Annotated in this window: 24 protein-coding genes; 23 read left to right on the forward strand and 1 reads right to left on the reverse strand. The window is 56.9% G+C overall.

Annotated elements, in window-relative coordinates:
- Positions 1 to 6: 6 nt before the first annotated feature.
- Positions 7 to 1,539: a chromosomal replication initiator protein DnaA gene (dnaA, locus tag H8S56_RS12485; RefSeq protein WP_187518806.1), complete on the reverse strand. Its 1,533-nt coding sequence runs from the start codon at positions 1,537 to 1,539 to the stop codon at positions 7 to 9.
- 584 nt (positions 1,540 to 2,123) lie between these two features.
- Between dnaA and rpmH the strand changes: the two genes are divergently transcribed.
- From rpmH to H8S56_RS12600, 23 genes are all read left to right on the forward strand, one after another.
- Entirely contained in the window at positions 2,124 to 2,258 is a 135-nt protein-coding gene (rpmH, locus tag H8S56_RS12490; protein ID WP_002551315.1) for a 50S ribosomal protein L34, read from the forward strand.
- A gap of 16 nt (positions 2,259 to 2,274) precedes the next feature.
- Entirely contained in the window at positions 2,275 to 2,676 is a 402-nt protein-coding gene (gene rnpA, locus H8S56_RS12495; protein ID WP_024686644.1) for a ribonuclease P protein component, read from the forward strand.
- Positions 2,669 to 2,914 (forward strand): membrane protein insertion efficiency factor YidD, encoded by a 246-nt coding sequence (gene yidD, locus H8S56_RS12500; RefSeq protein WP_024686643.1) that lies wholly within the window; start codon positions 2,669 to 2,671, stop codon positions 2,912 to 2,914. The genes rnpA and yidD overlap by 8 nt, the downstream gene beginning before the upstream one ends.
- A 2-nt stretch (positions 2,915 to 2,916) precedes the next feature.
- Positions 2,917 to 4,602: a membrane protein insertase YidC gene (yidC, locus tag H8S56_RS12505; protein WP_187518807.1), complete on the forward strand. Its 1,686-nt coding sequence runs from the start codon at positions 2,917 to 2,919 to the stop codon at positions 4,600 to 4,602.
- 78 nt (positions 4,603 to 4,680) lie between these two features.
- The gene (gene mnmE, locus H8S56_RS12510) at positions 4,681 to 6,051 is read left to right on the forward strand and encodes a tRNA uridine-5-carboxymethylaminomethyl(34) synthesis GTPase MnmE (RefSeq protein WP_187518808.1); all 1,371 of its coding nucleotides are present in this window, start codon (positions 4,681 to 4,683) and stop codon (positions 6,049 to 6,051) included.
- A 690-nt stretch (positions 6,052 to 6,741) separates the two neighbouring features.
- The gene (mnmG, locus tag H8S56_RS12515; protein WP_024686640.1) at positions 6,742 to 8,634 is read left to right on the forward strand and encodes a tRNA uridine-5-carboxymethylaminomethyl(34) synthesis enzyme MnmG; all 1,893 of its coding nucleotides are present in this window, start codon (positions 6,742 to 6,744) and stop codon (positions 8,632 to 8,634) included.
- Positions 8,631 to 9,287 carry a 16S rRNA (guanine(527)-N(7))-methyltransferase RsmG gene (rsmG, locus tag H8S56_RS12520; protein ID WP_187518809.1) on the forward strand — a complete coding sequence of 219 codons (657 nt, stop codon included), beginning with the start codon at positions 8,631 to 8,633 and terminating at the stop codon, positions 9,285 to 9,287. The genes mnmG and rsmG overlap by 4 nt, the downstream gene beginning before the upstream one ends.
- Before the next feature lie 18 nt (positions 9,288 to 9,305).
- The gene (locus H8S56_RS12525; RefSeq protein WP_024686638.1) at positions 9,306 to 10,097 is read left to right on the forward strand and encodes a ParA family protein; all 792 of its coding nucleotides are present in this window, start codon (positions 9,306 to 9,308) and stop codon (positions 10,095 to 10,097) included.
- A 9-nt stretch (positions 10,098 to 10,106) separates the two neighbouring features.
- Entirely contained in the window at positions 10,107 to 10,979 is an 873-nt protein-coding gene (locus H8S56_RS12530) for a ParB/RepB/Spo0J family partition protein (protein ID WP_024686637.1), read from the forward strand.
- A gap of 146 nt (positions 10,980 to 11,125) precedes the next feature.
- Complete coding sequence (locus tag H8S56_RS12535) at positions 11,126 to 11,533, forward strand: F0F1 ATP synthase subunit I (RefSeq protein ID WP_004882442.1); 408 nt, start codon at positions 11,126 to 11,128, stop codon at positions 11,531 to 11,533.
- A gap of 16 nt (positions 11,534 to 11,549) precedes the next feature.
- On the forward strand, positions 11,550 to 12,419 hold the full coding sequence (gene atpB / locus H8S56_RS12540) for a F0F1 ATP synthase subunit A (protein ID WP_024686636.1): 870 nt from the start codon (positions 11,550 to 11,552) through the stop codon (positions 12,417 to 12,419).
- Between the two features lie 138 nt (positions 12,420 to 12,557).
- Entirely contained in the window at positions 12,558 to 12,815 is a 258-nt protein-coding gene (gene atpE, locus H8S56_RS12545) for a F0F1 ATP synthase subunit C (protein ID WP_002555987.1), read from the forward strand.
- A gap of 57 nt (positions 12,816 to 12,872) precedes the next feature.
- Complete coding sequence (locus H8S56_RS12550) at positions 12,873 to 13,343, forward strand: F0F1 ATP synthase subunit B (protein WP_024686635.1); 471 nt, start codon at positions 12,873 to 12,875, stop codon at positions 13,341 to 13,343.
- 12 nt (positions 13,344 to 13,355) lie between these two features.
- A complete protein-coding gene (locus H8S56_RS12555) occupies positions 13,356 to 13,892 on the forward strand; it encodes a F0F1 ATP synthase subunit delta (protein WP_004882439.1) in 537 nt (178 codons plus the stop codon).
- A gap of 21 nt (positions 13,893 to 13,913) precedes the next feature.
- The gene (atpA, locus tag H8S56_RS12560; RefSeq protein WP_024686634.1) at positions 13,914 to 15,458 is read left to right on the forward strand and encodes a F0F1 ATP synthase subunit alpha; all 1,545 of its coding nucleotides are present in this window, start codon (positions 13,914 to 13,916) and stop codon (positions 15,456 to 15,458) included.
- Positions 15,459 to 15,508: 50 nt separating this feature from the next.
- Positions 15,509 to 16,369, forward strand: a complete 861-nt coding sequence (atpG, locus tag H8S56_RS12565; protein ID WP_024686633.1) for a F0F1 ATP synthase subunit gamma — start codon at positions 15,509 to 15,511, stop codon at positions 16,367 to 16,369.
- A 27-nt stretch (positions 16,370 to 16,396) separates the two neighbouring features.
- Positions 16,397 to 17,776 (forward strand): F0F1 ATP synthase subunit beta, encoded by a 1,380-nt coding sequence (gene atpD, locus H8S56_RS12570; RefSeq protein ID WP_004882436.1) that lies wholly within the window; start codon positions 16,397 to 16,399, stop codon positions 17,774 to 17,776.
- 44 nt (positions 17,777 to 17,820) lie between these two features.
- A complete protein-coding gene (locus H8S56_RS12575; protein ID WP_004882435.1) occupies positions 17,821 to 18,246 on the forward strand; it encodes a F0F1 ATP synthase subunit epsilon in 426 nt (141 codons plus the stop codon).
- A gap of 121 nt (positions 18,247 to 18,367) precedes the next feature.
- Entirely contained in the window at positions 18,368 to 19,735 is a 1,368-nt protein-coding gene (gene glmU / locus H8S56_RS12580; protein ID WP_187518810.1) for a bifunctional UDP-N-acetylglucosamine diphosphorylase/glucosamine-1-phosphate N-acetyltransferase GlmU, read from the forward strand.
- A gap of 221 nt (positions 19,736 to 19,956) precedes the next feature.
- Complete coding sequence (locus H8S56_RS12585; protein WP_024686458.1) at positions 19,957 to 20,724, forward strand: DeoR/GlpR family DNA-binding transcription regulator; 768 nt, start codon at positions 19,957 to 19,959, stop codon at positions 20,722 to 20,724.
- 9 nt (positions 20,725 to 20,733) lie between these two features.
- A complete protein-coding gene (gene glmS, locus H8S56_RS12590) occupies positions 20,734 to 22,569 on the forward strand; it encodes a glutamine--fructose-6-phosphate transaminase (isomerizing) (protein ID WP_187518811.1) in 1,836 nt (611 codons plus the stop codon).
- 210 nt (positions 22,570 to 22,779) lie between these two features.
- Entirely contained in the window at positions 22,780 to 23,331 is a 552-nt protein-coding gene (locus tag H8S56_RS12595) for a hypothetical protein (protein WP_187518812.1), read from the forward strand.
- 662 nt (positions 23,332 to 23,993) lie between these two features.
- Positions 23,994 to 24,395, forward strand: coding sequence for a hypothetical protein (locus H8S56_RS12600; RefSeq protein ID WP_187518865.1), 402 nt, complete (start codon positions 23,994 to 23,996; stop codon positions 24,393 to 24,395).
- Positions 24,396 to 24,440 lie beyond the last annotated feature (45 nt).

Below are 24,440 nucleotides of genomic sequence, written 5' to 3' on the forward strand. Positions count from 1 at the left end.
GCGTCATCACGTGGTCAGAGTTCGCAGCAGGTTCTTGTAGTCCTCGCGGATATCCGCGTCGGATTCCTTGAGTTCGTTGATCTTTCTGCAAGCGTGCAGAACAGTGGTGTGGTCTCGTCCGCCAAACACGTCGCCGATCTCGGGCAGGCTGTGGTTGGTCAGCTCCTTGGAGAGCGCCATTGCGACCTGCCTCGGTCGCGCGACAGAACGCGAACGTCGCTTGGACAAGAGATCGGAGATTTTGATCTTGTAGTACTCGGCCACCGTGCGCTGAATGTTATCCACACTCACCAGCTTGTCCTGGAGTGCGAGCAAATCCTTGAGGGACTCACGGATCAATTCGATGGTGATGTCACGGCCCATGAAGTGCGAGTGGGCGATGACCCGCTTGAGCGCACCCTCCAGTTCACGGACGTTGGAGCGAATACGCTGGGCAATGAAGAACGCCGCATCGTGGGGCAGATCGACCTTCGCCTGGTCTGCCTTCTTCATAAGAATCGCGACGCGGGTCTCAAGCTCTGGGGGCTCGACCGCAACGGTCAGGCCCCAGCCGAAGCGCGACTTCAGGCGCTCTTCAAGACCTTCAATCTCTTTCGGGTAGCGGTCGCTGGTCAGAATGACCTGCTGTCCGCCTTCCAGCAACGCGTTGAACGTGTGGAAAAACTCTTCCTGCGAACGCTCTTTGCGGGCGAAGAACTGAATGTCATCGATGAGCAGCGCATCGACCGAGCGATAGAAGCGCTTGAACTCGTTGATCGCATTGAGCTGCAGCGCCTTGACCATGTCGGCGACGAAGCGCTCCGAATGCAGGTACACGACCTTGGCATTGGGGTTCTTCTTGAGCAGGTGGTTACCCACCGCGTGCATCAAGTGAGTTTTACCCAGGCCCACACCGCCGTACAAAAACAGCGGGTTGTAGCCATGCTTGGGGTTGTCGGCCACCTGCCAGGCAGCGGCGCGTGCCAGCTGGTTGGACTTACCTTCGACGAAATTCTCGAAGGTGAACGTGCGGTTCAGGTAACTGGTGTGCTTGAGCGCACCTTCGACCTGCACGGTCCGTTGTTCGGCACGTGCCGGTGCCTGCTGTGAGCTGGCACCTGCCATCGGATCAAAGCTGTCGCGGGACGGTTCATCGTGAGTCGTTGCAGTCTGGACCGCTGGCGAGGGCGTTGCCACGGGAGCGGCCTGCGCAACAGGAGCCGGGGCTGGCGCGCTATTGACCGACGAAGCAGACAAGGCCTGCGAGGCGGCAGCCGCCAGCGGTGCATTGGGAGCAGCACGAGGCGCGGAGCTGCGCTTGCTTCCTATTAATAAGGAAAGCGAAGGCGCCATGCCCTGGCCACGCTCACCCAGAAGCTCGAGCAGACGACCGAGGTATTTTTCATTGACCCAATCGAGTACGAAGCGGTTCGGTGCATAGACGCGCAACTCGTCGCCTTCGGCTTCGACCTGTAGCGGACGGATCCAAGTGTTGAATTGCTGGGCAGGCAGCTCCTCGCGCAAAAGCTCCACGCACTGCTGCCAAAGTTCCACTGACACGGATATCCCCTAAGTTGAAAGCCGGTGAGGCAAAAACAACCGCCATTGTAACGATCCGGGGAAGACTTATCCACATGTAGCGTATGCACAGAGGGCTATAAATCAGTCATTTATGACCTTGAAACATGACGAACGGTATGTGAATAAGCCCTGTGGATAAACCGCCCTCAGCCCGTTGCATAACCCGGGTCGTAAATCTGTGGATAACCAGCCTGTGGATAAGATGGCATTCCATGCACAGCTTTTCCGACGGTGTGGCACAGGCAAAGCACCGTTTCTGGACAACCTTTTGAAACGCTGTACACCTTGCTGATCAAGCCTTTCAGAATGTTATCCACAGATGATCGCTGCGTAAGAGTTATAAGCTCTATAAAGAAGCTTTAAATACTCTCTCTTCTTATTTCTATAACAGGTCAACCTCGGTGCAGACAAAAAGGCACGGCCGAAGGGCAAATGACCCTTGTCAGGGCTATATGAAGAAAAACTGGTTGGAAATTGACCTGAGGCCCTGCTTTCTCTAGAATCCCCGGTCTCTTAAAACGGGGGCCATTCCGGCCCGTAGTGGACGAACCAGGTAACACGCCATGAAACGTACTTTCCAACCCAGCACTATCAAGCGCGCCCGCACCCACGGTTTCCGTGCACGTATGGCCACCAAAAACGGCCGTGCAGTCCTGTCGCGTCGTCGCGCCAAAGGCCGTAAGCGTCTGGCAGTTTGATAAATCGGCACAGGAGGTGAGTCGAGACTTCAGTCGGGAAAAGCGTTTGCTGACTCCCCGGCATTTCAAGGCAGTCTTTGACTCCCCTACCGGCAAGGTTCCGGGGAAAAATCTCCTGCTCCTTGCGCGCAACAACGACCTTGATCATCCCCGCCTGGGGCTGGTGATAGGTAAAAAGAGCGTGAAGCTTTCCGTTGAGCGCAATCGTTTGAAACGCCTGATGCGCGAATCATTTCGCCAACACCAAGACAGTTTGGTCGGTTGGGATATCGTTATCGTCGCGCGTAAAGGTTTGGGTGACGTAGAAAACCCTGAACTCATTCAGCATTTCGGCAAGCTGTGGAAACGCCTGGCACGTAGCCAGCCTGTTCCTGCGGCGAAATCCGAACCTGCAGGGGTGGACAGTCCCGATGCGTAAACTGGCACTCGTTCCGATCCAGTTTTATCGCTATGCCATTAGCCCGCTCATGGCCAGCCACTGTCGTTTCTACCCCAGTTGCTCCTGCTACGCGTATGAAGCCATCGATAATCATGGCCTTTTACGCGGCGGCTGGCTGACAATTCGTCGCCTGGGTCGCTGTCATCCGTGGAATCCCGGTGGTTATGACCCGGTTCCACCTGTTCCCACCTCCCGTTCTTCTTCGATGGCCGAGTAATCATGGATATTAAACGCACGATCCTGATCGTCGCCCTGGCAATCGTGACCTACGTCGGGGTTCTGAAATGGAACCAGGACTACGGTCAGGCAGCCATGCCGACCCAGAATGTTGCAACCAGCAACACCGCACCGGGTATTCCGGATACGGCTGCTGGTAATAATGGTTCTGCTAGCGCCGATGTTCCAAGCGCCAGTGCGACCAATGCCACGGCACCTCTTGAGACTCCGGCCGTAGCCAGCAAAGACCTTATCCAGGTCAAGACCGACGTGCTCGATCTGGCGATCGATCCGGTAGGTGGTGACGTTGTACAGCTTCGTCTGCCTCTGTACCCACGCCGTCAGGATCGTCCTGACGTTCCGTTTCAGCTGTTTGATAACGGCGGCGAGCGTACTTTTCTCGCACAGAGCGGCCTGACAGGGACCAATGGTCCTGATGCGCGTGCTTCCGGTCGTCCGGTTTACACCTCGGCGCAGAAGACTTATCAACTGGCTGACGGCCAGAACGATATGGTCGTTGACCTGAAATTCTCGGATAACGGCGTCAATTACATCAAGCGCTTCACGTTCAAGCGCGGCCTGTATGACCTGGTCGTGACGTACGTTGTGGATAACCAGAGCGCTCAGCCGTGGGCCGGTAATCTGTTCGCGCAATTGAAGCGCGATTCCAGCTCCGATCCTTCGTCGACCACCGCTACCGGCACCGCAACTTACCTGGGTGCTGCCCTGTGGACAGCGGCCGAGCCCTACAAGAAAGTGTCGATGAAAGATATCGACAAGGGTCAGGTCAAGGAAACGGTTCAAGGTGGCTGGGTTGCATGGTTGCAACACTACTTCGTCACCGCGTGGATCCCTGATCACAACGCAACCAACGTCGTTCAGACCCGCAAAGACAGCCAGGGTAACTACATCATCGGCTTCACCAGCCCGACGTTGTCCGTTGCTCCGGGTGCCAAAGGCGAAACCACTGCTACGTTGTACGCAGGTCCGAAAAGCCAGGCGGTACTCAAAGAGTTATCCCCAGGCCTGGAGCTGACTGTCGACTACGGCTTCCTGTGGTTCATTGCCCAGCCGATCTTCTGGTTGCTGCAACATATTCACGCCATCCTGGGCAACTGGGGCTGGTCGATCATCGTCCTGACCATGTTGATCAAAGGCCTGTTCTTCCCGCTCTCGGCAGCCAGCTACAAATCCATGGCTCGCATGCGCGCCGTGGCGCCTAAACTGGCGCTGTTGAAGGAACAACATGGCGATGATCGCCAGAAAATGTCCCAGGCCATGATGGAGTTGTACAAGAAAGAGAAGATCAACCCGCTGGGTGGATGCTTGCCGATTCTTGTGCAGATGCCGGTGTTCCTGTCGCTGTACTGGGTTTTGCTGGAAAGCGTGGAAATGCGTCAGGCCCCGTGGATCCTGTGGATAACCGACCTGTCGATCAAGGACCCGTTCTTCATCCTGCCGATCATCATGGGCGCAACCATGTTCATCCAGCAGCGTCTGAACCCTACGCCTCCGGATCCGATGCAGGCCAAGGTCATGAAAATGATGCCAATCATCTTCACGTTCTTCTTCCTGTGGTTCCCTGCCGGTCTGGTTCTGTACTGGGTTGTGAACAACACCCTGTCGATCGCACAGCAGGCCTACATCACTCGCAAGATCGAAGCGGCTACCAAGAAAGCTGCTGCCTGATCTAACCTGTGAATAAGTTCTACAAAGCGCCCCCTCGTGGGGCGTTTTGCTATCTGTCAGTTGTACAGGAGCCGGACCATGAACGTCCCTCGTGAAACAATCGCCGCCATCGCCACCGCTCAAGGTCGGGGAGGCGTCGGCATCGTCCGTATCTCAGGGCCATTGGCCAGCAAGGCTGCGCACGCCATCATCGGCCGAACGCCCAAACCGCGTTATGCCCATTACGGACCGTTCACCGACGCAAACGGCCAGGTCCTGGACGAAGGCATCGCCCTGTATTTTCCCGGCCCGAACTCGTTTACCGGTGAGGATGTGCTGGAGCTGCAGGGCCATGGTGGTCCGATCGTGCTCGACATGTTGTTGCAGCGTTGTCTGGAACTGGGCTGCCGACTGGCACGTCCTGGTGAATTCAGTGAACGGGCATTCCTCAACGACAAGCTGGACCTTGCGCAGGCCGAGGCCATTGCCGACCTGATCGAAGCCAGTTCTGCACAGGCTGCGCGTAATGCACTGCGCTCACTGCAGGGCGTTTTTTCCCAGCGTGTGGATAACCTCACCGAGAAACTGATCAGTCTGCGGATCTATGTCGAAGCAGCCATCGACTTTCCGGAGGAGGAAATCGACTTCCTCGCCGACGGCCATGTGCTGAGCATGCTCGATGATGTGCGCGATGAGTTATCCACAGTCCTGCGCGAGGCGGGTCAAGGCGCTTTGTTGCGTGATGGCATGACGGTGGTGATCGCAGGTCGCCCCAACGCGGGAAAATCCAGCTTGCTCAATGCACTGGCCGGGCGCGAAGCGGCCATCGTGACCGAAATCGCCGGCACCACCCGTGACGTATTGCGCGAACATATCCACATCGATGGCATGCCGTTGCACGTAGTGGACACAGCCGGTTTGCGTGACACGCAGGATCAGGTGGAGATGATTGGTGTACAACGCGCTCTGAAGGCCATCAGCGAGGCCGATCGGATCTTGCTGGTAGTGGATGCCACAGCACCAGAAGCGCGTGATCCCTTTGCCCTGTGGCCCGAATTCCTTGAGCAACGCCCAGACCCGGCCAAGGTCACGCTGATCCGTAACAAGTCGGACCTCAGCGGCGACAGAACTGAACTTGAAACCAGCCAGGACGGGCACGTGACCATCAGCCTTAGCGCCAAGGCGGGTGGAGAAGGCCTTGAACTGCTGCGTGAACACCTCAAAGCGTGCATGGGCTATGAGCAGACGTCGGAAAGCAGCTTCAGCGCCCGTCGCCGGCACCTTGAGGCACTGCGACATGCCAGCGACTCTCTGGAGCACGGAAGGGCACAATTGACGCTGGCGGGTGCAGGAGAGCTGTTGGCCGAGGATTTACGCCAGGCGCAGCAGTCGCTGGGTGAAATCACCGGTGCTTTCAGCTCAGATGATCTGCTCGGCAGGATCTTCTCCAGTTTCTGCATCGGAAAGTAGCCAGGCAACACGCTGACGTCATCTGTTTTTGAACAGGGCGTCAGCATCCGGGCACCCGTCATGTCACTCACGACACCACGGTAAGGACACGGCAATCGTTCCTGCGGCCTGTTGATAAGTCATCACATCAACCTGCATCTCAGCCCATATGAGACTCACTAACGGCCGAATGTGTTGCTGAGTGAGTATGTTCGTGCAGGTCGTTCGTCCAGAAAATACGATTTTTGACCGCTGTGGAATTCATTCACGGCCGCATAACGCCTCTCAAAACGTACCCAACAACGGAATTTCAACATTTTCTGTGAAATAAGCCCTGTGCATAACCGCGCCTTAGCTCGGTTGATAACCGGGGTTGAAACCTGAAGATAAACCCGCCTGTGGACAAAGTGCACTTTAATCCACAGGCTCAGGACGGTTATCCCAAACCCTCATTGGCACCTGACCACAGACTTTTGATTCTCTGTACACATTGAAAATAAAGGCCTGTAGCGATCTATCCACAGAAAGTAGGCCCAGTAAGAATAAACATAAAAACAAGGCTTTATAAACTTTCTTTCCTTTTTATTTTCTTTATCCGCGAGTTTTCCACAGCTGGTTAAATTTTGTGCAACGGGTTTCATTCAGGTGGGGTAAGTCCCTATACTTGTCAGCTATCCCAATTTCCCATCGACAACAGGCACGAGGTGCGTGGTGGATTTCCCTTCCCGTTTTGAAGTGATCGTCATCGGTGGCGGTCATGCCGGTACCGAGGCCGCACTTGCGTCGGCACGCATGGGTGTCAAAACCCTGTTGTTGACGCATAACGTGGAAACCCTCGGCCAGATGAGCTGCAACCCCGCTATCGGTGGCATCGGTAAAAGCCATCTGGTCAAGGAAATCGACGCCCTTGGCGGCGCGATGGCCATGGCCACTGATAAGGGCGGCATCCAGTTCCGCGTGCTGAACAGCCGCAAGGGCCCAGCGGTACGGGCAACCCGTGCGCAGGCAGACCGGGTTCTGTACAAGGCGGCTATTCGTGAAACGCTCGAGAATCAGCCGAACCTGTGGATATTTCAGCAGTCCTGTGACGACTTGATCGTCGAGCAGGACCAGGTACGCGGTGTCGTGACCCAGATGGGTCTGCGTTTCATGGCCGACTCTGTTGTGTTGACCACCGGTACATTCCTGGGCGGCCTTATCCACATTGGTATGCAGAACTATTCCGGTGGCCGTGCAGGTGATCCGCCGTCCATCGCACTTGCACGCCGTCTGCGTGAACTGCCTTTGCGAGTAGGGCGCCTGAAAACAGGCACACCGCCACGTATCGATGGTCGATCTGTCGATTTTTCGGTGATGACCGAGCAGCCGGGTGACACACCGATTCCGGTCATGTCGTTCATGGGGTCCAAGGAACAGCATCCGGCGCAAGTCAGTTGCTGGATTACCCATACCAACGCGCGGACTCACGAAATCATCGCGTCCAACCTTGATCGCTCGCCGATGTATTCCGGTGTGATCGAAGGCATCGGCCCGCGTTACTGCCCGTCGATCGAAGACAAGATTCATCGCTTTGCTGACAAGGAAAGCCATCAGGTCTTCATCGAACCGGAAGGGCTGACTACGCATGAGCTTTACCCGAACGGGATTTCCACGTCGTTGCCATTCGACGTTCAGTTGCAAATCGTTCGCTCGATTCGCGGTATGGAGAATGCGCACATCGTTCGCCCGGGTTATGCCATCGAGTACGATTACTTCGATCCTCGCGATCTGAAGTACAGCCTCGAAACCAAAGTGATCGGCGGCCTGTTTTTCGCAGGCCAGATCAACGGCACAACCGGCTACGAAGAAGCGGGTGCTCAAGGTTTGCTGGCCGGAACCAATGCCGCGCTGCGCGCGCAGGGCAGAGACAGCTGGTGCCCGCGCCGGGACGAGGCGTACATCGGCGTGTTGGTCGATGACCTCATCACCCTGGGTACCCAAGAGCCTTACCGGATGTTCACGTCTCGCGCCGAATACCGTTTGATCCTGCGCGAAGACAACGCCGACCTGCGTCTGACCGAAAAGGGTCGCGAACTGGGTCTGGTCGATGACGTACGCTGGGCTGCGTTCTGCACCAAGCGTGAAAACATCGAACGCGAAGAGCAGCGTCTGAAAAGTACCTGGGTCCGTCCCGGTACCGAACAAGGCGATGCCATTGCCGCACATTTCGGCACGCCACTGACGCACGAATACAACCTGCTCAACCTGCTGACGCGTCCGGAAATCGATTACGCCAGCCTGATTTCCCTCACGGGTGAAGGCTGCAGCGACCCACAAGTCGCCGAGCAGGTCGAGATCAAGACCAAATACGCTGGTTACATTGATCGGCAGCAGGACGAAATCGCGCGTCTGCGGGCCAGCGAAGACACGAAACTGCCTGAAGACATCGACTACGCCGGGATTTCCGGGTTGTCGAAAGAGATTCAAAGCAAGCTGGGGATAACTCGTCCCGAGACGCTCGGACAGGCCTCGCGCATTCCGGGCGTTACGCCGGCGGCGATTTCCCTGTTGATGATTCACTTGAAAAAACGCGGCGCGGGCCGTCAGTTGGAGCAAAGCGCTTGAGTTCTATGGTCACCCCGCAACACGCAGCAGAGTTATCCACCGGTGCCCGTGAACTGGGCATCAGTCTGACCCAGACTCAGCATGAGCAATTGCTGGCGTACCTGGCGCTGTTGATAAAGTGGAACAAGGCCTACAACCTGACGGCTGTGCGCAACCCCGATGAGATGGTGTCCAGGCATTTGCTGGACAGCCTGAGCGTGATTTCTTTCATCGAAGGCGGTATCGAAGGCGAGCGCTGGCTCGATGTGGGCAGCGGTGGCGGTATGCCTGGTATTCCCATGGCCATCATGTTTCCGCAGATGAAAGTTTCGCTGCTGGACAGCAACGGCAAGAAGACTCGCTTCCAGACCCAGGTCAAACTGGAGCTGAAGCTGGACAATCTCGAAGTTATCCACAGCCGTGCAGAAACCTATCAGCCGGCGCTACCGTTCAACGGAATCATTTCCCGTGCGTTCAGCAGTCTGGAAGACTTCACCGGATGGACTCGCCACATGGGCGACATACAGACACGCTGGCTGGCGATGAAAGGGCTGCATCCTGCCGATGAGCTGGTAGCATTGCCCTCGGATTTTCAACTCGATAGCGCACAAGCCTTGACCGTTCCAGGTTGCCAAGGCCAACGCCATCTGCTGATACTGCGCCGCACGGCATGATTGGGAACACAAGCGATAATGGCTAAGGTATTCGCGATAGCGAACCAGAAAGGTGGAGTAGGCAAGACCACCACATGCATCAACCTCGCCGCGTCACTGGTTGCTACCAAACGACGCGTGCTGTTGATCGACCTCGATCCCCAGGGCAATGCGACCATGGGGAGCGGTGTGGATAAACACAATCTGGAGAACTCCGTCTACGACCTGCTGATCGGCGAGTGCGATCTTGCCGAGGCCATGCAGTTCTCCGAACACGGCGGTTATCAACTGCTTCCGGCCAACCGTGACCTGACGGCGGGCGAAGTGGTGCTGCTGGAAATGCAGATGAAGGAAAGCCGTCTGCGCAATGCGCTGGCGCCCATTCGCGAAAACTACGATTACATTCTCATCGACTGCCCGCCATCGCTGTCGATGCTGACGCTCAACGCCCTGGTGGCGTCCGACGGTGTGATTATCCCCATGCAGTGCGAGTACTTCGCGCTCGAAGGTTTGAGCGACCTTGTGGATAACATCAAGCGCATCGCTGAACTGCTCAATCCGCAGCTCAAGATCGAAGGGCTGTTGCGCACGATGTACGACCCGCGCCTGAGCCTGATCAACGATGTCTCGGCGCAGCTCAAGGAGCACTTTGGCGAACAGTTGTACGACACGGTGATTCCAAGAAACATCAGGCTGGCCGAGGCCCCGAGCTTCGGCATGCCGGTACTCGCCTACGACAAGTCCTCCCGGGGAGCGCTGGCCTACCTGGCGCTCGCCAGTGAACTGGTACGTCGTCAACGTCGCGGTACGAAAACCGCTCAGCCAACCTAAGGAATTCCCATGGCCGTCAAGAAACGAGGTCTCGGACGTGGGTTGGACGCACTTCTGAGCAGTCCAACCGTCAGTTCGCTGGAAGAGCAGGCCATCAAGGCGCCCGAACGCGAGTTGCAGCATGTGCCACTGGACATGATCCAGCGTGGCAAATATCAGCCACGCCGTGACATGGACCCTCAGGCGCTTGAAGAACTGGCGCAGTCGATCAAGGCCCAAGGCGTGATGCAGCCCATCGTGATTCGTCCGATCGGCGACAACCGCTTCGAAATCATCGCCGGTGAACGTCGCTGGCGCGCCAGTCAGCAGGCCGGTGTCGAAACAATTCCGGCCATGGTTCGCGATGTGCCGGATGAAACCGCTATCGCCATGGCGTTGATCGAGAACATCCAGCGCGAAGACCTCAACCCCATCGAAGAAGCGATGGCATTGCAGCGTCTGCAGCAGGAGTTTCAGCTGACTCAACAACAAGTGGCCGATGCCGTCGGCAAGTCGCGGGTCAGTGTCGCCAACCTGCTGCGTCTGATTGCGCTGCCTGAGGTCATCAAGACCATGCTGTCCCATGGCGACCTGGAGATGGGGCATGCACGTGCACTGCTCGGTCTGCCGGAAGAGAGACAGGTTGAAGGGGCGCGACACGTTGTCGCACGTGGGTTGACCGTACGCCAGACAGAAGCACTGGTCAGGCAGTGGCTCAGCGGCAAGGAAACCCCTGCTGAACCGGTCAAGACCGATCCTGACATCAGCCGGCTTGAACAGCGTCTGGCCGAGCGTTTAGGGTCTGCCGTCCAGATTCGTCACGGGCAGAAGGGAAAAGGGCAATTAGTCATCCGTTATAACTCGCTGGATGAGTTGCAAGGTGTGCTCGCCCACATTCGCTGAAACAATTACTCCGTAGCGTATAGTCGGAAATCACTACCTGACTGTTGAATAGGGACTTAACCGCCCCTATACTCTGCGCGCATTTTGTCGGCACAAATTATGCCAAGTTACAGATGATGGCGACCGACAGCCAAGGAGCAGATGCGATGGAATCACGCATGCCAGACCGCTTGCCGTTTCATCGCCTCGCGGTTTTTCCGGTTTTGCTGGCTCAATTGATCGTCCTGCTGATAGCCGCGTTGGCGCTGTGGCAGTGGCGTGGAGTCGTAGCAGGATACTCAGGACTCTGTGGAGGCCTGATAGCCTGGCTACCCAATTTATATTTCGCTCACAAGGCGTTCCGGTTTTCCGGGGCCCGAGCCGCTCAAGCCATCGTCCGGTCGTTCTACGCCGGTGAGGCGGGCAAACTTATTTTGACGGCAGTGCTGTTTGCGCTGACGTTTGCAGGCGTGAAGCCGCTGGCACCGCTGGCGGTTTTCGGGGTGTTCATGTTGATCCAGGTGGTCAACTGGTTCGCTCCCCTGCTCACGAGAACAAGACTTTCGAGACCTTAGGGCGTTTGAGGCAACCATGGCAGAGCAAACAGCTTCGGGCTATATCCAGCACCACTTGCAGAACCTGACATTCGGGCACCTGCCCAATGGCGAATGGGGCTTTGCCCACACCGCAGCAGAAGCCAAGGAAATGGGTTTCTGGGCTTTCCACGTCGATACCCTCGGCTGGTCGGTTGCGTTGGGTCTGATTTTCGTTCTGATCTTCCGCATGGCGGCCAAGAAGGCGACTTCCGGCCAGCCGGGCGCCCTGCAGAACTTCGTTGAAGTCCTGGTCGAGTTCGTCGACAACAGCGTGAAAGACAGTTTCCACGGTCGTAGCGCGGTCATCGCGCCACTGGCCCTGACCATTTTCGTCTGGGTGTTCCTGATGAACGCCGTCGACCTGGTGCCGGTCGACTGGATTCCTCAACTGGCGATGATGGTGTCGGGCAATGAGCACATTGCGTTCCGTGCCGTTCCGACTACCGATCCAAACGCGACTCTGGGCATGGCCCTGTCGGTCTTCGCGCTGATCATTTTCTACAGCATCAAGGTCAAGGGCATCGGCGGCTTCATCGGCGAACTGACCCTGCACCCGTTCGGCAGCAAGAACATCTTCGTTCAGGCACTGCTGATTCCGGTCAACTTCCTGCTGGAGTTCGTGACGCTGGTAGCCAAGCCGATTTCTCTGGCACTGCGTCTGTTCGGCAACATGTATGCTGGCGAGCTGGTGTTCATCCTGATCGCCGTCATGTTCGGCAGCGGTCTGCTCTGGCTGAGCGGGCTGGGTATCGTTCTGCAATGGGCATGGGCTGTGTTCCACATCCTGATCATCACCCTGCAAGCGTTCATCTTCATGATGCTGACCATCGTCTACCTGTCGATGGCTCACGAAGATAACCATTGAGATCCGCCTCCGGGCGTTTCTGATGACCGTCTCGCCATGTGCGGACGGTGCCCGCAAGGGCTGATGTAACAAACGATTTTGCTTTACCGCTTTAATTAAAAAAACCTAACCAATACGACGTAAAAGTCGGGAGGAAAGATGGAAACTGTAGTTGGTCTAACCGCTATCGCTGTTGCACTGTTGATCGGCCTGGGCGCACTGGGTACTGCAATCGGTTTCGGCCTGTTGGGCGGCAAATTCCTGGAAGGCGCAGCGCGTCAGCCGGAAATGGTTCCAATGCTGCAAGTTAAAATGTTCATCGTTGCGGGCTTGCTCGACGCCGTGACCATGATCGGTGTTGGTATCGCTCTGTTCTTCACCTTTGCGAACCCCTTCGTTGGTCAACTCGCTGGCTGATCACTCGAATTTTCGAGTTGATTGGTGTGATGGACAACGAACGAGCGAGGTGTTGGCGTGAACATTAATGCAACCCTGATTGGCCAGTCCGTTGCGTTCTTCATTTTTGTGCTGTTCTGCATGAAGTTCGTGTGGCCTCCGGTCATCGCGGCTTTGCACGAACGTCAGAAGAAGATCGCGGATGGACTGGACGCTGCTTCCCGAGCAGCTCGCGACCTGGAGCTGGCCCAAGACAAAGTGGGTCAACAACTGCGCGAAGCTAAGGCTCAAGCAGCTGAAATCATTGAGCAAGCCAAGAAACGCGGTACTCAGATTGTCGACGAAGCCCGTGAACAGGCTCGCGTTGAAGCTGACCGTGTAAAGGCTCAGGCTCAGGCCGAGATCGAGCAGGAACTGAACAGTGTCAAAGACGCCTTGCGCGCCCAAGTGGGCAGCCTGGCAGTCAATGGCGCAGAGAAGATCCTGGGTGCCACAATCGATCAAAACGCGCACGCGGAGCTGGTTAACAAACTGGCTGCTGAAATTTAAGCGAGGGCGATCATGGCAGAACTGACCACGTTGGCCCGACCTTACGCGAAGGCGGCCTTCGAGCACGCGCAGGCCCACCAGCAACTGGCCAATTGGTCAGCCATGCTCGGCCTGGCTGCTGCGGTGTCGCAAGACGACACCATGCAGCGCATGCTCAAGGCCCCGCGACTGACGAGCGCACAAAAGGCCACCACTTTTATTGAAGTGTGTGGCGACAAGTTCGATGCCAAGGCACAGAATTTCATTCACGTCGTTGCTGAAAACGACCGCCTCCCGCTTCTGCCGGAGATCGCCGAACTGTTCGACCTGTACAAGGCCGAGCAGGAAAAATCGGTCGATGTGGATGTCACCAGTGCTTTCGCATTGAACCAAGAACAGCAAGACAAACTCGCCAAGGTTCTCAGTGCACGGCTCGGCCGGGAAGTGCGCCTGCATGCTGCGGAGGATGCCACCCTTATCGGTGGTGTCGTAATCCGCGCCGGCGACCTGGTTATCGATGGCTCAGTTCGCGGCAAAATCGCGCAACTAGCCGAAGCATTGAAATCTTGAGTTTGAAGGGGCAGCAGAGCAATGCAGCAACTCAATCCTTCCGAAATAAGTGAAATCATCAAGGGTCGCATCGAGAAGCTCGATGTAACCTCCCAAGCCCGTAACGAAGGCACAGTCGTCAGCGTGTCTGACGGTATCGTGCGGATTCACGGTCTGGCCGACGTAATGTACGGCGAGATGATCGAGTTTCCGGACGGCGTCTACGGTATGGCGCTGAACCTTGAGCAAGACTCCGTGGGTGCCGTTGTACTGGGCGCTTACACGACTCTGGCTGAAGGCATGAGCGCCAAGTGCACTGGCCGCATCCTGGAGGTTCCGGTAGGTAAGGAACTGCTGGGTCGCGTAGTCGATGCACTGGGTAACCCAGTTGACGGCAAAGGTCCGCTGAACAACACCGAGACCGATGCGGTCGAGAAAGTTGCTCCAGGCGTGATCTGGCGTAAGTCGGTAGACCAGCCTGTACAGACTGGCTACAAGGCTGTCGATGCCATGATTCCAGTCGGCCGTGGCCAGCGTGAGCTGATCATCGGTGACCGTCAGATCGGTAAGACCGCTCTGGCCATCGACGCAATCATCAACCAGAAAGACAGCGGCATCTTCTGCGTCTACGTGGCAATCGGTCAGAAACAATCGACCATCGCCAACGTTGTTCGCAAGCTCGAAGAAAACGGCGCACTGGCTAACACCATCGTCGTGGCTGCAAGTGCTTCTGAATCCGCTGCGCTGCAATTCCTTGCACCGTACTCGGGTTGTACCATGGGTGAATTCTTCCGCGACCGCGGTGAAGACGCGCTGATCGTTTATGACGATCTGTCCAAGCAAGCAGTGGCTTACCGCCAGATTTCCCTGCTGCTGCGCCGTCCGCCAGGCCGTGAAGCGTACCCAGGTGACGTGTTCTATCTCCACTCCCGTCTGCTGGAGCGCGCATCGCGTGTTTCCGAAGAATACGTAGAGAAGTTCACCAACGGCGCAGTGACCGGCAAAACCGGTTCCCTGACTGCACTGCCGATCATCGAAACCCAGGCTGGCGACGTTTCCGCGTTCGTTCCGACCAACGTGATTTCCATCACCGACGGTCAGATCTTCCTGGAATCGGCCATGTTCAACTCTGGCATCCGTCCAGCTGTGAACGCCGGTGTTTCGGTATCGCGTGTAGGTGGTGCCGCTCAGACCAAGATCATCAAGAAGCTCTCCGGTGGTATCCGTACCGCTCTGGCTCAGTACCGTGAACTGGCGGCATTCGCCCAGTTCGCTTCTGACCTGGACGAAGCGACCCGTAAGCAACTTGAGCATGGTCAGCGCGTTACCGAGCTGATGAAGCAGAAGCAATACGCACCAATGTCGATCGCTGACATGGCGCTGTCGCTGTATGCCGCTGAGCGTGGGTTCCTGACCGACGTCGAAATCGCCAAGATTGGCAGCTTTGAACAAGCGCTGATTGCTTACTTCAACCGCGATCACGCCGATTTGATGGCGAAGATCAACGTGAAGGGTGACTTCAATGACGAAATCGACGCTGGCATGAAAGCCGGTATCGAGAAGTTCAAGGCCACCCAAACCTGGTAAGCCGCAGCGGGGGCCGCAAGGCTCCCGCTTGCTAACCTGATAGGTGTTACATGGCAGGCGCAAAAGAGATTCGCAGCAAGATTGCGAGCATCAAAAGCACGCAAAAGATCACCAGCGCCATGGAAAAAGTGGCGGTCAGCAAAATGCGCAAGGCTCAAATGCGCATGGCTGCTAGCCGTCCTTACGCGGAGCGCATCCGCCAGGTGATTGGTCATCTTGCCAACGCTAACCCGGAATATCGCCACCCGTTCATGATCGAGCGCGAAGTAAAGCGTGTCGGTTATGTCGTCGTGAGCAGTGACCGTGGTCTGTGCGGTGGCTTGAATACCAACCTGTTCAAGGCTCTGGTCAAGGACATGGCGGTAAACCGTGAAAACGGCGTAGAGATCGATCTGTGCGTGGTTGGCAGCAAAGGTGCGGCATTTTTCCGCAACTTCGGCGGTAACGTCGTCGCTGCGATCAGCCACCTGGGCGAAGAGCCGTCGATCAATGACTTGATCGGCAGCGTCAAGGTGATGCTGGATGCCTACCTGGATGGCCGTATTGATCGCCTGTCCGTGGTATCCAACAAGTTCATCAACACCATGACGCAACAGCCAACGGTGGAGCAGTTGATTCCGCTGGTGGCAACCCCGGATCAGAAACTCAAGCACCACTGGGACTATCTCTACGAACCCGATGCCAAAGAGCTGCTCGATGGCTTGATGGTTCGCTACGTTGAGTCGCAGGTGTACCAGGCGGTGGTCGAGAACAACGCAGCTGAACAAGCGGCGCGGATGATTGCAATGAAGAACGCCACCGACAACGCCGGTGATCTGATCAGTGATTTGCAGCTGATCTACAACAAGGCGCGTCAGGCAGCGATCACCCAAGAGATCTCGGAAATCGTCGGCGGCGCTGCCGCGGTTTAACGGTTCAAATATTAGAGGAACCAGCTAATGAGTAGCGGACGTATCGTTCAAATCATCGGCGCCGTGATCGACGTGGAATTCCCACGCGATAGCGTACCGAGCATCTACAACGCGCTGAAAGTACAAAGCGCGGCAGAAACCACCCTGGAAGTCCAGCAGCAGCTGGGCGACGGCGTGGTTCGTACCATTGCGATGGGCTCCACCGAGGGCTTGAAGCGTGGTCTGGAAGTGACAGACTCTGGCACAGCCATCTCCGTACCGGTCGGTAAAGCGACACTGGGCCGGATCATGGACGTACTGGGCAACCCGATTGACGAAGCCGGTCCGATCGACACCGAAGAGCGCTGGGGCATTCACCGTCCTGCGCCAACCTTCGCTGAGCAAGCGGGCGGCAACGATCTGCTGGAAACAGGCATCAAGGTTATCGACCTGGTCTGCCCGTTTGCCAAAGGCGGTAAAGTCGGTCTGTTCGGTGGTGCCGGTGTCGGCAAGACCGTAAACATGATGGAACTGATCCGTAACATCGCCATCGAGCACAGCGGTTATTCCGTGTTCGCCGGTGTGGGTGAGCGTACTCGTGAGGGTAACGACTTCTACCACGAGATGAAGGATTCCAACGTTCTGGACAAGGTTGCTCTGGTCTACGGCCAGATGAACGAGCCGCCGGGTAACCGTCTGCGCGTAGCCCTGACCGGCCTGACCATGGCCGAGAAGTTCCGTGACGAAGGTAACGACGTTCTGCTGTTCGTCGACAACATCTACCGTTACACACTGGCCGGTACTGAAGTATCCGCACTGCTCGGCCGTATGCCTTCCGCAGTAGGTTACCAGCCGACCCTGGCTGAAGAGATGGGTACTCTGCAAGAGCGCATCACTTCGACCAAGAACGGTTCGATCACCTCGATCCAGGCGGTATACGTACCGGCGGACGACCTGACTGACCCGTCGCCAGCGACCACGTTTGCCCACTTGGACGCAACCGTCGTACTGTCCCGTGACATCGCCTCCCTGGGTATCTACCCGGCGGTCGATCCACTGGATTCGACTTCGCGCCAGCTGGATCCGAACGTTATCGGCCAGGAACACTACGACACCGCTCGCGGCGTTCAGTACGTGTTGCAGCGTTACAAAGAGCTGAAAGACATCATCGCGATCCTGGGTATGGACGAGCTGTCGGAGACCGACAAGCAGTTGGTTAACCGTGCTCGTAAGATCCAGCGCTTCCTGTCCCAGCCTTTCTTCGTGGCAGAAGTCTTCACCGGTGCTTCGGGTAAATACGTTTCCCTGAAAGACACCATTGCTGGCTTCAAAGGCATCCTCAACGGTGACTACGACCACCTGCCAGAACAAGCGTTCTACATGGTCGGCGGCATCGAAGAAGCGATCGAGAAAGCCAAGAAACTGTAATCCCGGCGCCCGGCAACGGGCGCTAATCAGGTTGAGGCAAGCAAATGGCTATGACAGTCCATTGCGACATCGTCAGCGCGGAAGGGGAAATCTTCTCCGGTCTGGTCGAGATGGTGATTGCGCACGGTAACCTGGGTGATATCGGTATCGCTCCAGGCCACGCGCCGCTGATCACTGATCTGAAGCCGGGCCCGATCCGCTTGATCAAGCAGGGTGGGGAAGCCGAGGTGTTTTACATCTCCGGTGGTTTCCTTGAGGTTCAGCCGAACATGGTCAAGGTGCTTGCCGATACTGTGCAACGTGCTGCCGACCTGGACGAAGCCTCCGCTCAAGCAGCTGTAAAGGCTGCCGAGAAGGCCCTGAACGAGAAAGGCGCAGACTTCGACTACGGATCTGCAACTGCTCGTCTGGCCGAGGCCGCAGCTCAGCTGCGCACCGTTCAGCAAATTCGCAAGAAGTTCGGCGGCTAACCCCGCTGCTTCACGCGCGATTGAGAAAAAGGGTAGCCTCGGCTACCCTTTTTCTTTTTTCAGAATCAGCCCGTTCCCGGTACGTGGCCCTGTTTGCCGCCCCGCTCAGTTGGTAGTCCTCATGTCCCTCGATATCGTTATTCTCGCTGCTGGCCAAGGTACCCGGATGCGTTCGGCTCTGCCGAAGGTCCTTCATCCGGTTGCTGGCAACTCCATGCTCGGTCATGTTATCCACAGCGCCCGTCAGTTATCCCCAACCGGTATACACGTCGTCATCGGCCACGGCGCGGATGTGGTTCGTGAGCGTCTGGCGGCTGACGATCTGAATTTCGTGATGCAGGACAAGCAACTGGGTACTGGACACGCCGTCGCTCAGGCCGTGCCGGCGTTGACCGCCGATACCGTCCTGATTTTGTACGGCGACGTGCCACTGATTGAAGTCGATACGCTGCAGCGCCTCCTCAAGCGTGTGACTCCCATGCAACTGGGTTTGTTGACCGTCACGCTTCAAGATCCGACCGGCTACGGTCGGATCGTGCGTGACGAGCAGGGCCGTGTGTCCGCCATCGTCGAGCACAAGGACGCGACCGAGGCGCAGAGGACGATCAAGGAAGGCAACACCGGCATTCTGGCAGTGCCTGGCAAGCGACTGGCCGATTGGCTGGGTCGTCTGTCCAACAACAACGTGCAGGGCGAGTATTACCTCACCGACGTGATTGCCATGGCGGTAGACGACGGCCTGGTGGTCGCCACCGAACAACCGCACGACCCGATGGAAGTGCAGGGCGCCAATGACCGCAAGCAGCTTTCCGAGCTCGAGCGTCACTACCAGTTGCGTGAGGCCCGTCGTCTCATGGCCGCTGGCGTGACCCTGCGCGACCCTGCGCGCTTTGATGTGCGCGGTAACGTCAGCGCCGGTCGTGATGTGTTGATCGACATCAACGTGGTGCTGGAAGGCAACGTTGTGATTGAGGATGACGTGATCATCGGTCCCAACTGCGTCATCAAGGACAGCACCCTGCGCAAGGGGGTTGTGGTGAAGGCCAACACGCACATCGAAGGCGCAATTCTGGGCGAGGGCAGCGATGCCGGTCCTTTTGCACGTCTGCGTCCAGGCAGCGTGCTGGGTGCGAAGGCGCATGTGGGTAACTTTGTCGAGCTCAAGAATGCCGTGCTCGGTGAAGGTGTGAAAGCCGGGCACCTGACTTACCTGGGTGACACGGTTATCGGGGCTCGTACCAACATCGGTGCCGGTACGATCACCGTTAACTACGACGGTGCGAACAAGCATCAGACCACGATCGGAGAGGACGTCTTCATTGGGTCGAACAATTCGCTGATCGCGCCTGTGGATATCGGAAGCGGTTCGAACACAGCGGCAGGCTCGACCATCACTCAAGATGTGGATAAGTCACAGCTCGCCGTGGCTCGCGCTCGCCAGCGCAACATCGACGGCTGGAAGCGTCCGGTGAAAATCAGGAAGGACTAGTTATCCACAGCCTGACTGTATGTAAGGGCCGTTCAAGCGTTAAACAGGTCTTTCTTGGGAGCCAGCTTGCTCGCGAAAGGCCTGGCGCTGACGCCATGGCCTACATCGCTTGATGAGCAATCTCACTCCCTGGCTCTGTGAGCCACCTGAGCGCTTGACCAATGCCTTCAAATAGGTTTTGATTGCCTTCGTTATCTTTCGAAACGAAACTTAAGGTTGTCATGTCGAAGCGCAATACACCGCAACGCCGCCACAACATCCTTGCCTTGCTCAATGAGCAGGGTGAGGTCAGCGTGGATGACTTGGCCAAGCGCTTCGAAACCTCCGAAGTTACGATTCGAAAGGATCTGGCCGCGCTCGAAGCCAATGGCCTGTTGTTGCGTCGTTACGGCGGCGCCGTCACGTTGCCCCACGAGCTGATCAGCGAAGGCAGCCAGCCGGTCTCCAAATACAAACAGGCCATTGCCCGCGCCGCCGTCACGCGCATTCGTGAGCACGCCCGAATCATCGTCGACAGCGGCAGCACCACCGCAGCGTTGATCCCTGAACTGGGCGCACAGCCTGGCCTTGTGGTCATGACCAACTCGCTGCACGTCGCGCGCGCCCTGACCGAGCTGGAACAGGAGCCCGTCCTGCTGATGACCGGCGGAACGTGGGACCCGCATTCCGAGTCCTTTCAGGGGCAGGTCGCCGAACAGGTGCTTCGCTCCTACGATTTCGATCAATTGTTCATTGGTGCCGACGGCATCGATCTGATCCGTGGTACCACGACCTTCAACGAACTGCTGGGCCTGAGCCGCGTCATGGCTGAAGTCGCCCGGGAAGTCGTCGTGATGGTCGAGGCCGACAAGGTCGGCCGCAAGATCCCCAATCTGGAACTGCCCTGGGGCAGTATCCACACCCTTATTACCGATGATCGTCTGCCCACCGAGGCGCGCGACCAGATAAAGGCCCGCGGCATCAATCTGATTTGTGCCGCTGTCAGCTAGGAGAAAACCATGTGTGGAATCGTCGGCGCAGTCGCTGAACGGAATATCACGGCCATTTTGCTCGAAGGCCTGAAACGTCTTGAATACCGTGGCTATGACAGCGCAGGCGTGGCTGTTTTCAGCAATGACGGCACGCTGGAGCGTCGTCGTCGTTCGGGCAAGGTCAGCGAGCTGGAGCAGGCACTTGCCGGCGAGCCACTGGTCGGCCGTCTGGGCATCGCCCACACCCGCTGGGCCACCCACGGTGCGCCCTGCGAGCGTAACGCCCACCCACATTTCTCGGCCAACGAGCTGGCAGTTGTCCACAACGGCATCATCGAAAACCATGAAGCCCTTCGTGAGCAGCTCAAGGCTTTGGGCTATGTGTTCTCGTCCGATACCGACACCGAAGTCATCGTTCACCTCCTGCACCACAAGCTCAAGGACACGCCGGACCTGGCCGTTGCCCTGAGGGCGGCGGTCAAGGAACTGCACGGTGCTTACGGGCTGGCAGTGATCAGCGCTGCCCAGCCGGATCGTCTGCTGGCGGCACGCAGTGGCAGCCCGCTGGTGATCGGTATGGGCCTGGGCGAAAACTTCCTCGCTTCCGACCAGCTTGCATTGCGTCAGGTGACTGACCGCTTCATGTACCTGGAAGAGGGCGACATCGCCGAGATTCGCCGCGACAGCGTGCAGATCTGGACCGTGGACGGCCTGCCGGTCGAGCGCGAAGTGGTGCAGTACCACGAAGGTGCCGAAGCCGCTGACAAGGGCGAGTATCGCCACTTCATGCTCAAGGAAATCCACGAGCAGCCCAAGGTCGTGCAGCGCACACTCGAAGGCCGCCTGGGTCAGCAGCAGGTGCTGGTCCACGCCTTTGGTCCACAGGCCGCCGAGCTGTTTGCCAAGGTGCGCAACGTGCAGATCGTGGCGTGCGGCACCAGCTACCACGCCGGTATGGTCGCGCGTTACTGGCTCGAAGGCCTGGCCGGCATTCCGTGTCAGGTAGAAGTGGCCAGCGAATTCCGTTATCGCAAGGTGGTGGTTCAGCCCGACACGCTGTTCGTGTCGATCTCCCAGTCCGGCGAAACCGCTGACACCCTGGCTGCGCTGCGCAACGCCAAGGAACTGGGTTTTCTGGCCAGCCTTACGATCTGCAACGTGGGCATCAGCTCGCTGGTGCGCGAATCCGACCTGACCCTGCTGACCCAGGCCGGACCGGAAATCGGCGTCGCCTCCACCAAGGCATTCACCACTCAGTTGGTCGCCTTGCTGCTGCTGACCCTGTCGCTGGGTCAGGTCAAAGGCTCGCTGGAAGAGGGCGTCGAAGCGCAACTGGTCGACGAACTGCGCCGCCTGCCAACCCGCCTGGGCGAAGCGCTGGCGATGGACACCACGGTGGAGAAAGTCGCCGAACTGTTCGCCGAGAAGCACCACACCCTGTTCCTCGGACGCGGCGCGCAGTTCCCGGTTGCGATGGAAGGCGCACTCAAGCTCAAGGAAATCTCCTACATCCACGCCGAAGCCTACCCGGCTGGCGAACTGAAACACGGCCCGCTGGCGCTGGTCGATGCCGACATGCCGGTGGTCACGGTCGCGCCGAACAACGAACTGCTGGAAAAACTCAAATCCAACCTGCAGGAAGTCCGCGCACGTGGCGGAGAACTGGTGGTGTTCGCTGATGAACAGGCCGGAATGAAAAACGGCGAAGGCACCCACGTCGTCGCGATGCCGCACATCATCGATGCCCTGGCACCGATTCTGTACACCATCCCGCTGCAGTTGCTTTCGTACTACGTGGCGGTGCTCAAGGGCACGGATGTGGATCAGCCACGCAATCTGGCGAAGTCGGTGACGGTGGAGTAGTTATCCACAGGGTGTGTGGTTGTGTGAATCAAACCGGTCGCTTGTGAATTAAAACGTTCGCAAGTGGCCGCTTTCCCACTTCGAGTTTTCATGACGCCGCGAATGCAGCGAGCTGTGGTCTGAGCGATCAGGGCATCTAGCTTCTGCGCAACAAATTGCTGTTGGCTAGTACTTAACCAACATGGCATTTAACAGGGTTTGAATTTATCTATGGGTCGTTCCTTTGCCTGGGTCTTTCCGTTGTGCCTGGTGGCTGTTTTGGGTGCGGGTTGTTCTTCTCATAAAGGCCCGCCGCCGGCCAAACCCAAGCCGGTCGTACTGATGGCAGATGACCAACATGCGAAGATTATTTTCAGAATGCTCAGCACCGAATCGCTGGTGAGCTTCAGCGCTGGGCCCGCGGGGAATCTGAGCAGCGTGGGGGTTGTTTACAACGATTCCCTGGAGCAACAGGCGCCGGCGTTGTTCCGAGGGTTATACAAGGGCATGGTCCGTGGGCTCAATCGTGCCCGGCCGTTCCGTGAGACGTTGGTGCCGGCGGATCAGTGGACGGTGGTGGAGGGCGTTGCGAACTGGCGCATTCATCACGGGACCACGTACAGCCTGGAAAAGTGCGGGCCGTTGCCGCTCAGCTTTCTGCCGAAAGCGAACAAGACCTATCTGGTTGAGTTTGATTTGCAGGGGTTCTCGGAGTGCAGCCAGAAGGTTTATGACGTGACGGTGGAAGGGCAGAAGGAGTTGGTTTTACCGGTAACGAAATGAGCATTCACGACGCGCAAAATACGGCGAGCGCCGCGATCACTCTTGAAAAACGGCGCCTACTCCAGAACTTCTCCGAGGAATACCTGTGCAACGAATTGCGTTATTGCTTTCCATGGCAGCCGTAGGGGGGGCTGTTAGTCAGCCAGTGTCGCTGAACAACAGTGCGGTAAAGGCATGGGGCAGTTCGGGATCAGCATCAACAGCCAGGTTTCAACAGGTTATGAAAGTATCCGAAAACGCCGTGTTAGAGCATGGCTGGTTGTATGCGCATACAGTCTGATTTTGGCGCATGCTTTGTGTCACGAAGGTTCTCAATTGGCGATTACTGCCTGCAGGTAAAAATACACCGGCAGCCCGGGTAAAATCATTGACGTCGGCAGTCCCATTCGTGGCGTATAACGATGTAAAACATCTATCAACTCACTACTATAGACACGTCTAGTGCGAATCGAGTAGGTTGTCAGGCGAATTTGCTTGAGCACGAAGTCGAGCAAACAAGGGTTTCCATCCATGGTGTATAACGTTTTTATACAGCCGTCGGTATGCTGAAAAGCCTTAGCCAGACACGGGTGGCCAGAGGAACAAGGAATGTTGTACACCAGGCCCTCCGGCCAGTTCGCACTGTTGGGTGTCTACTTAGATTTATGCATAAGGATATCTAAATGTATCAAGTTCAAGCCGCATTGATTTGGGTTATTTTGCTTGGGGTTCCATACTTATTTTTACTTAAAAAAGCTGGGCTCTCTCCGTACTGGTCATTAATATTCTTGTTAACACCATTGGGCATACCTGTAGGCGCATGGCTTGGCTTCCCTATTCTGGCGCTTAGAGCTTGGCCTGCCAGAAATGAATTACCCAATAAATACTTCCTGGCAACGCCTCAAAACATAATGTTGATCGTTGCCCATATTGTCATGCCGATACTGTCACTTTTTTTAATTTTCAAGAAGACAGGATACAGCGGATGGTGGTGTTTAACCGCTTTGTTTCCACCTCTTGCAATTATCATGCTATGGGTGTGTGCATTTAAAAAGAATGTAACGCAAGGGTTTGAAAATCCATGAGAAGTCATTAAATCGTTCGCTTTTTAGTGGTGATATGATCCCGGA

The organism is Pseudomonas triticifolii (assembly GCF_014358015.1).
GTDB lineage: Bacteria > Pseudomonadota > Gammaproteobacteria > Pseudomonadales > Pseudomonadaceae > Aquipseudomonas > Aquipseudomonas triticifolii.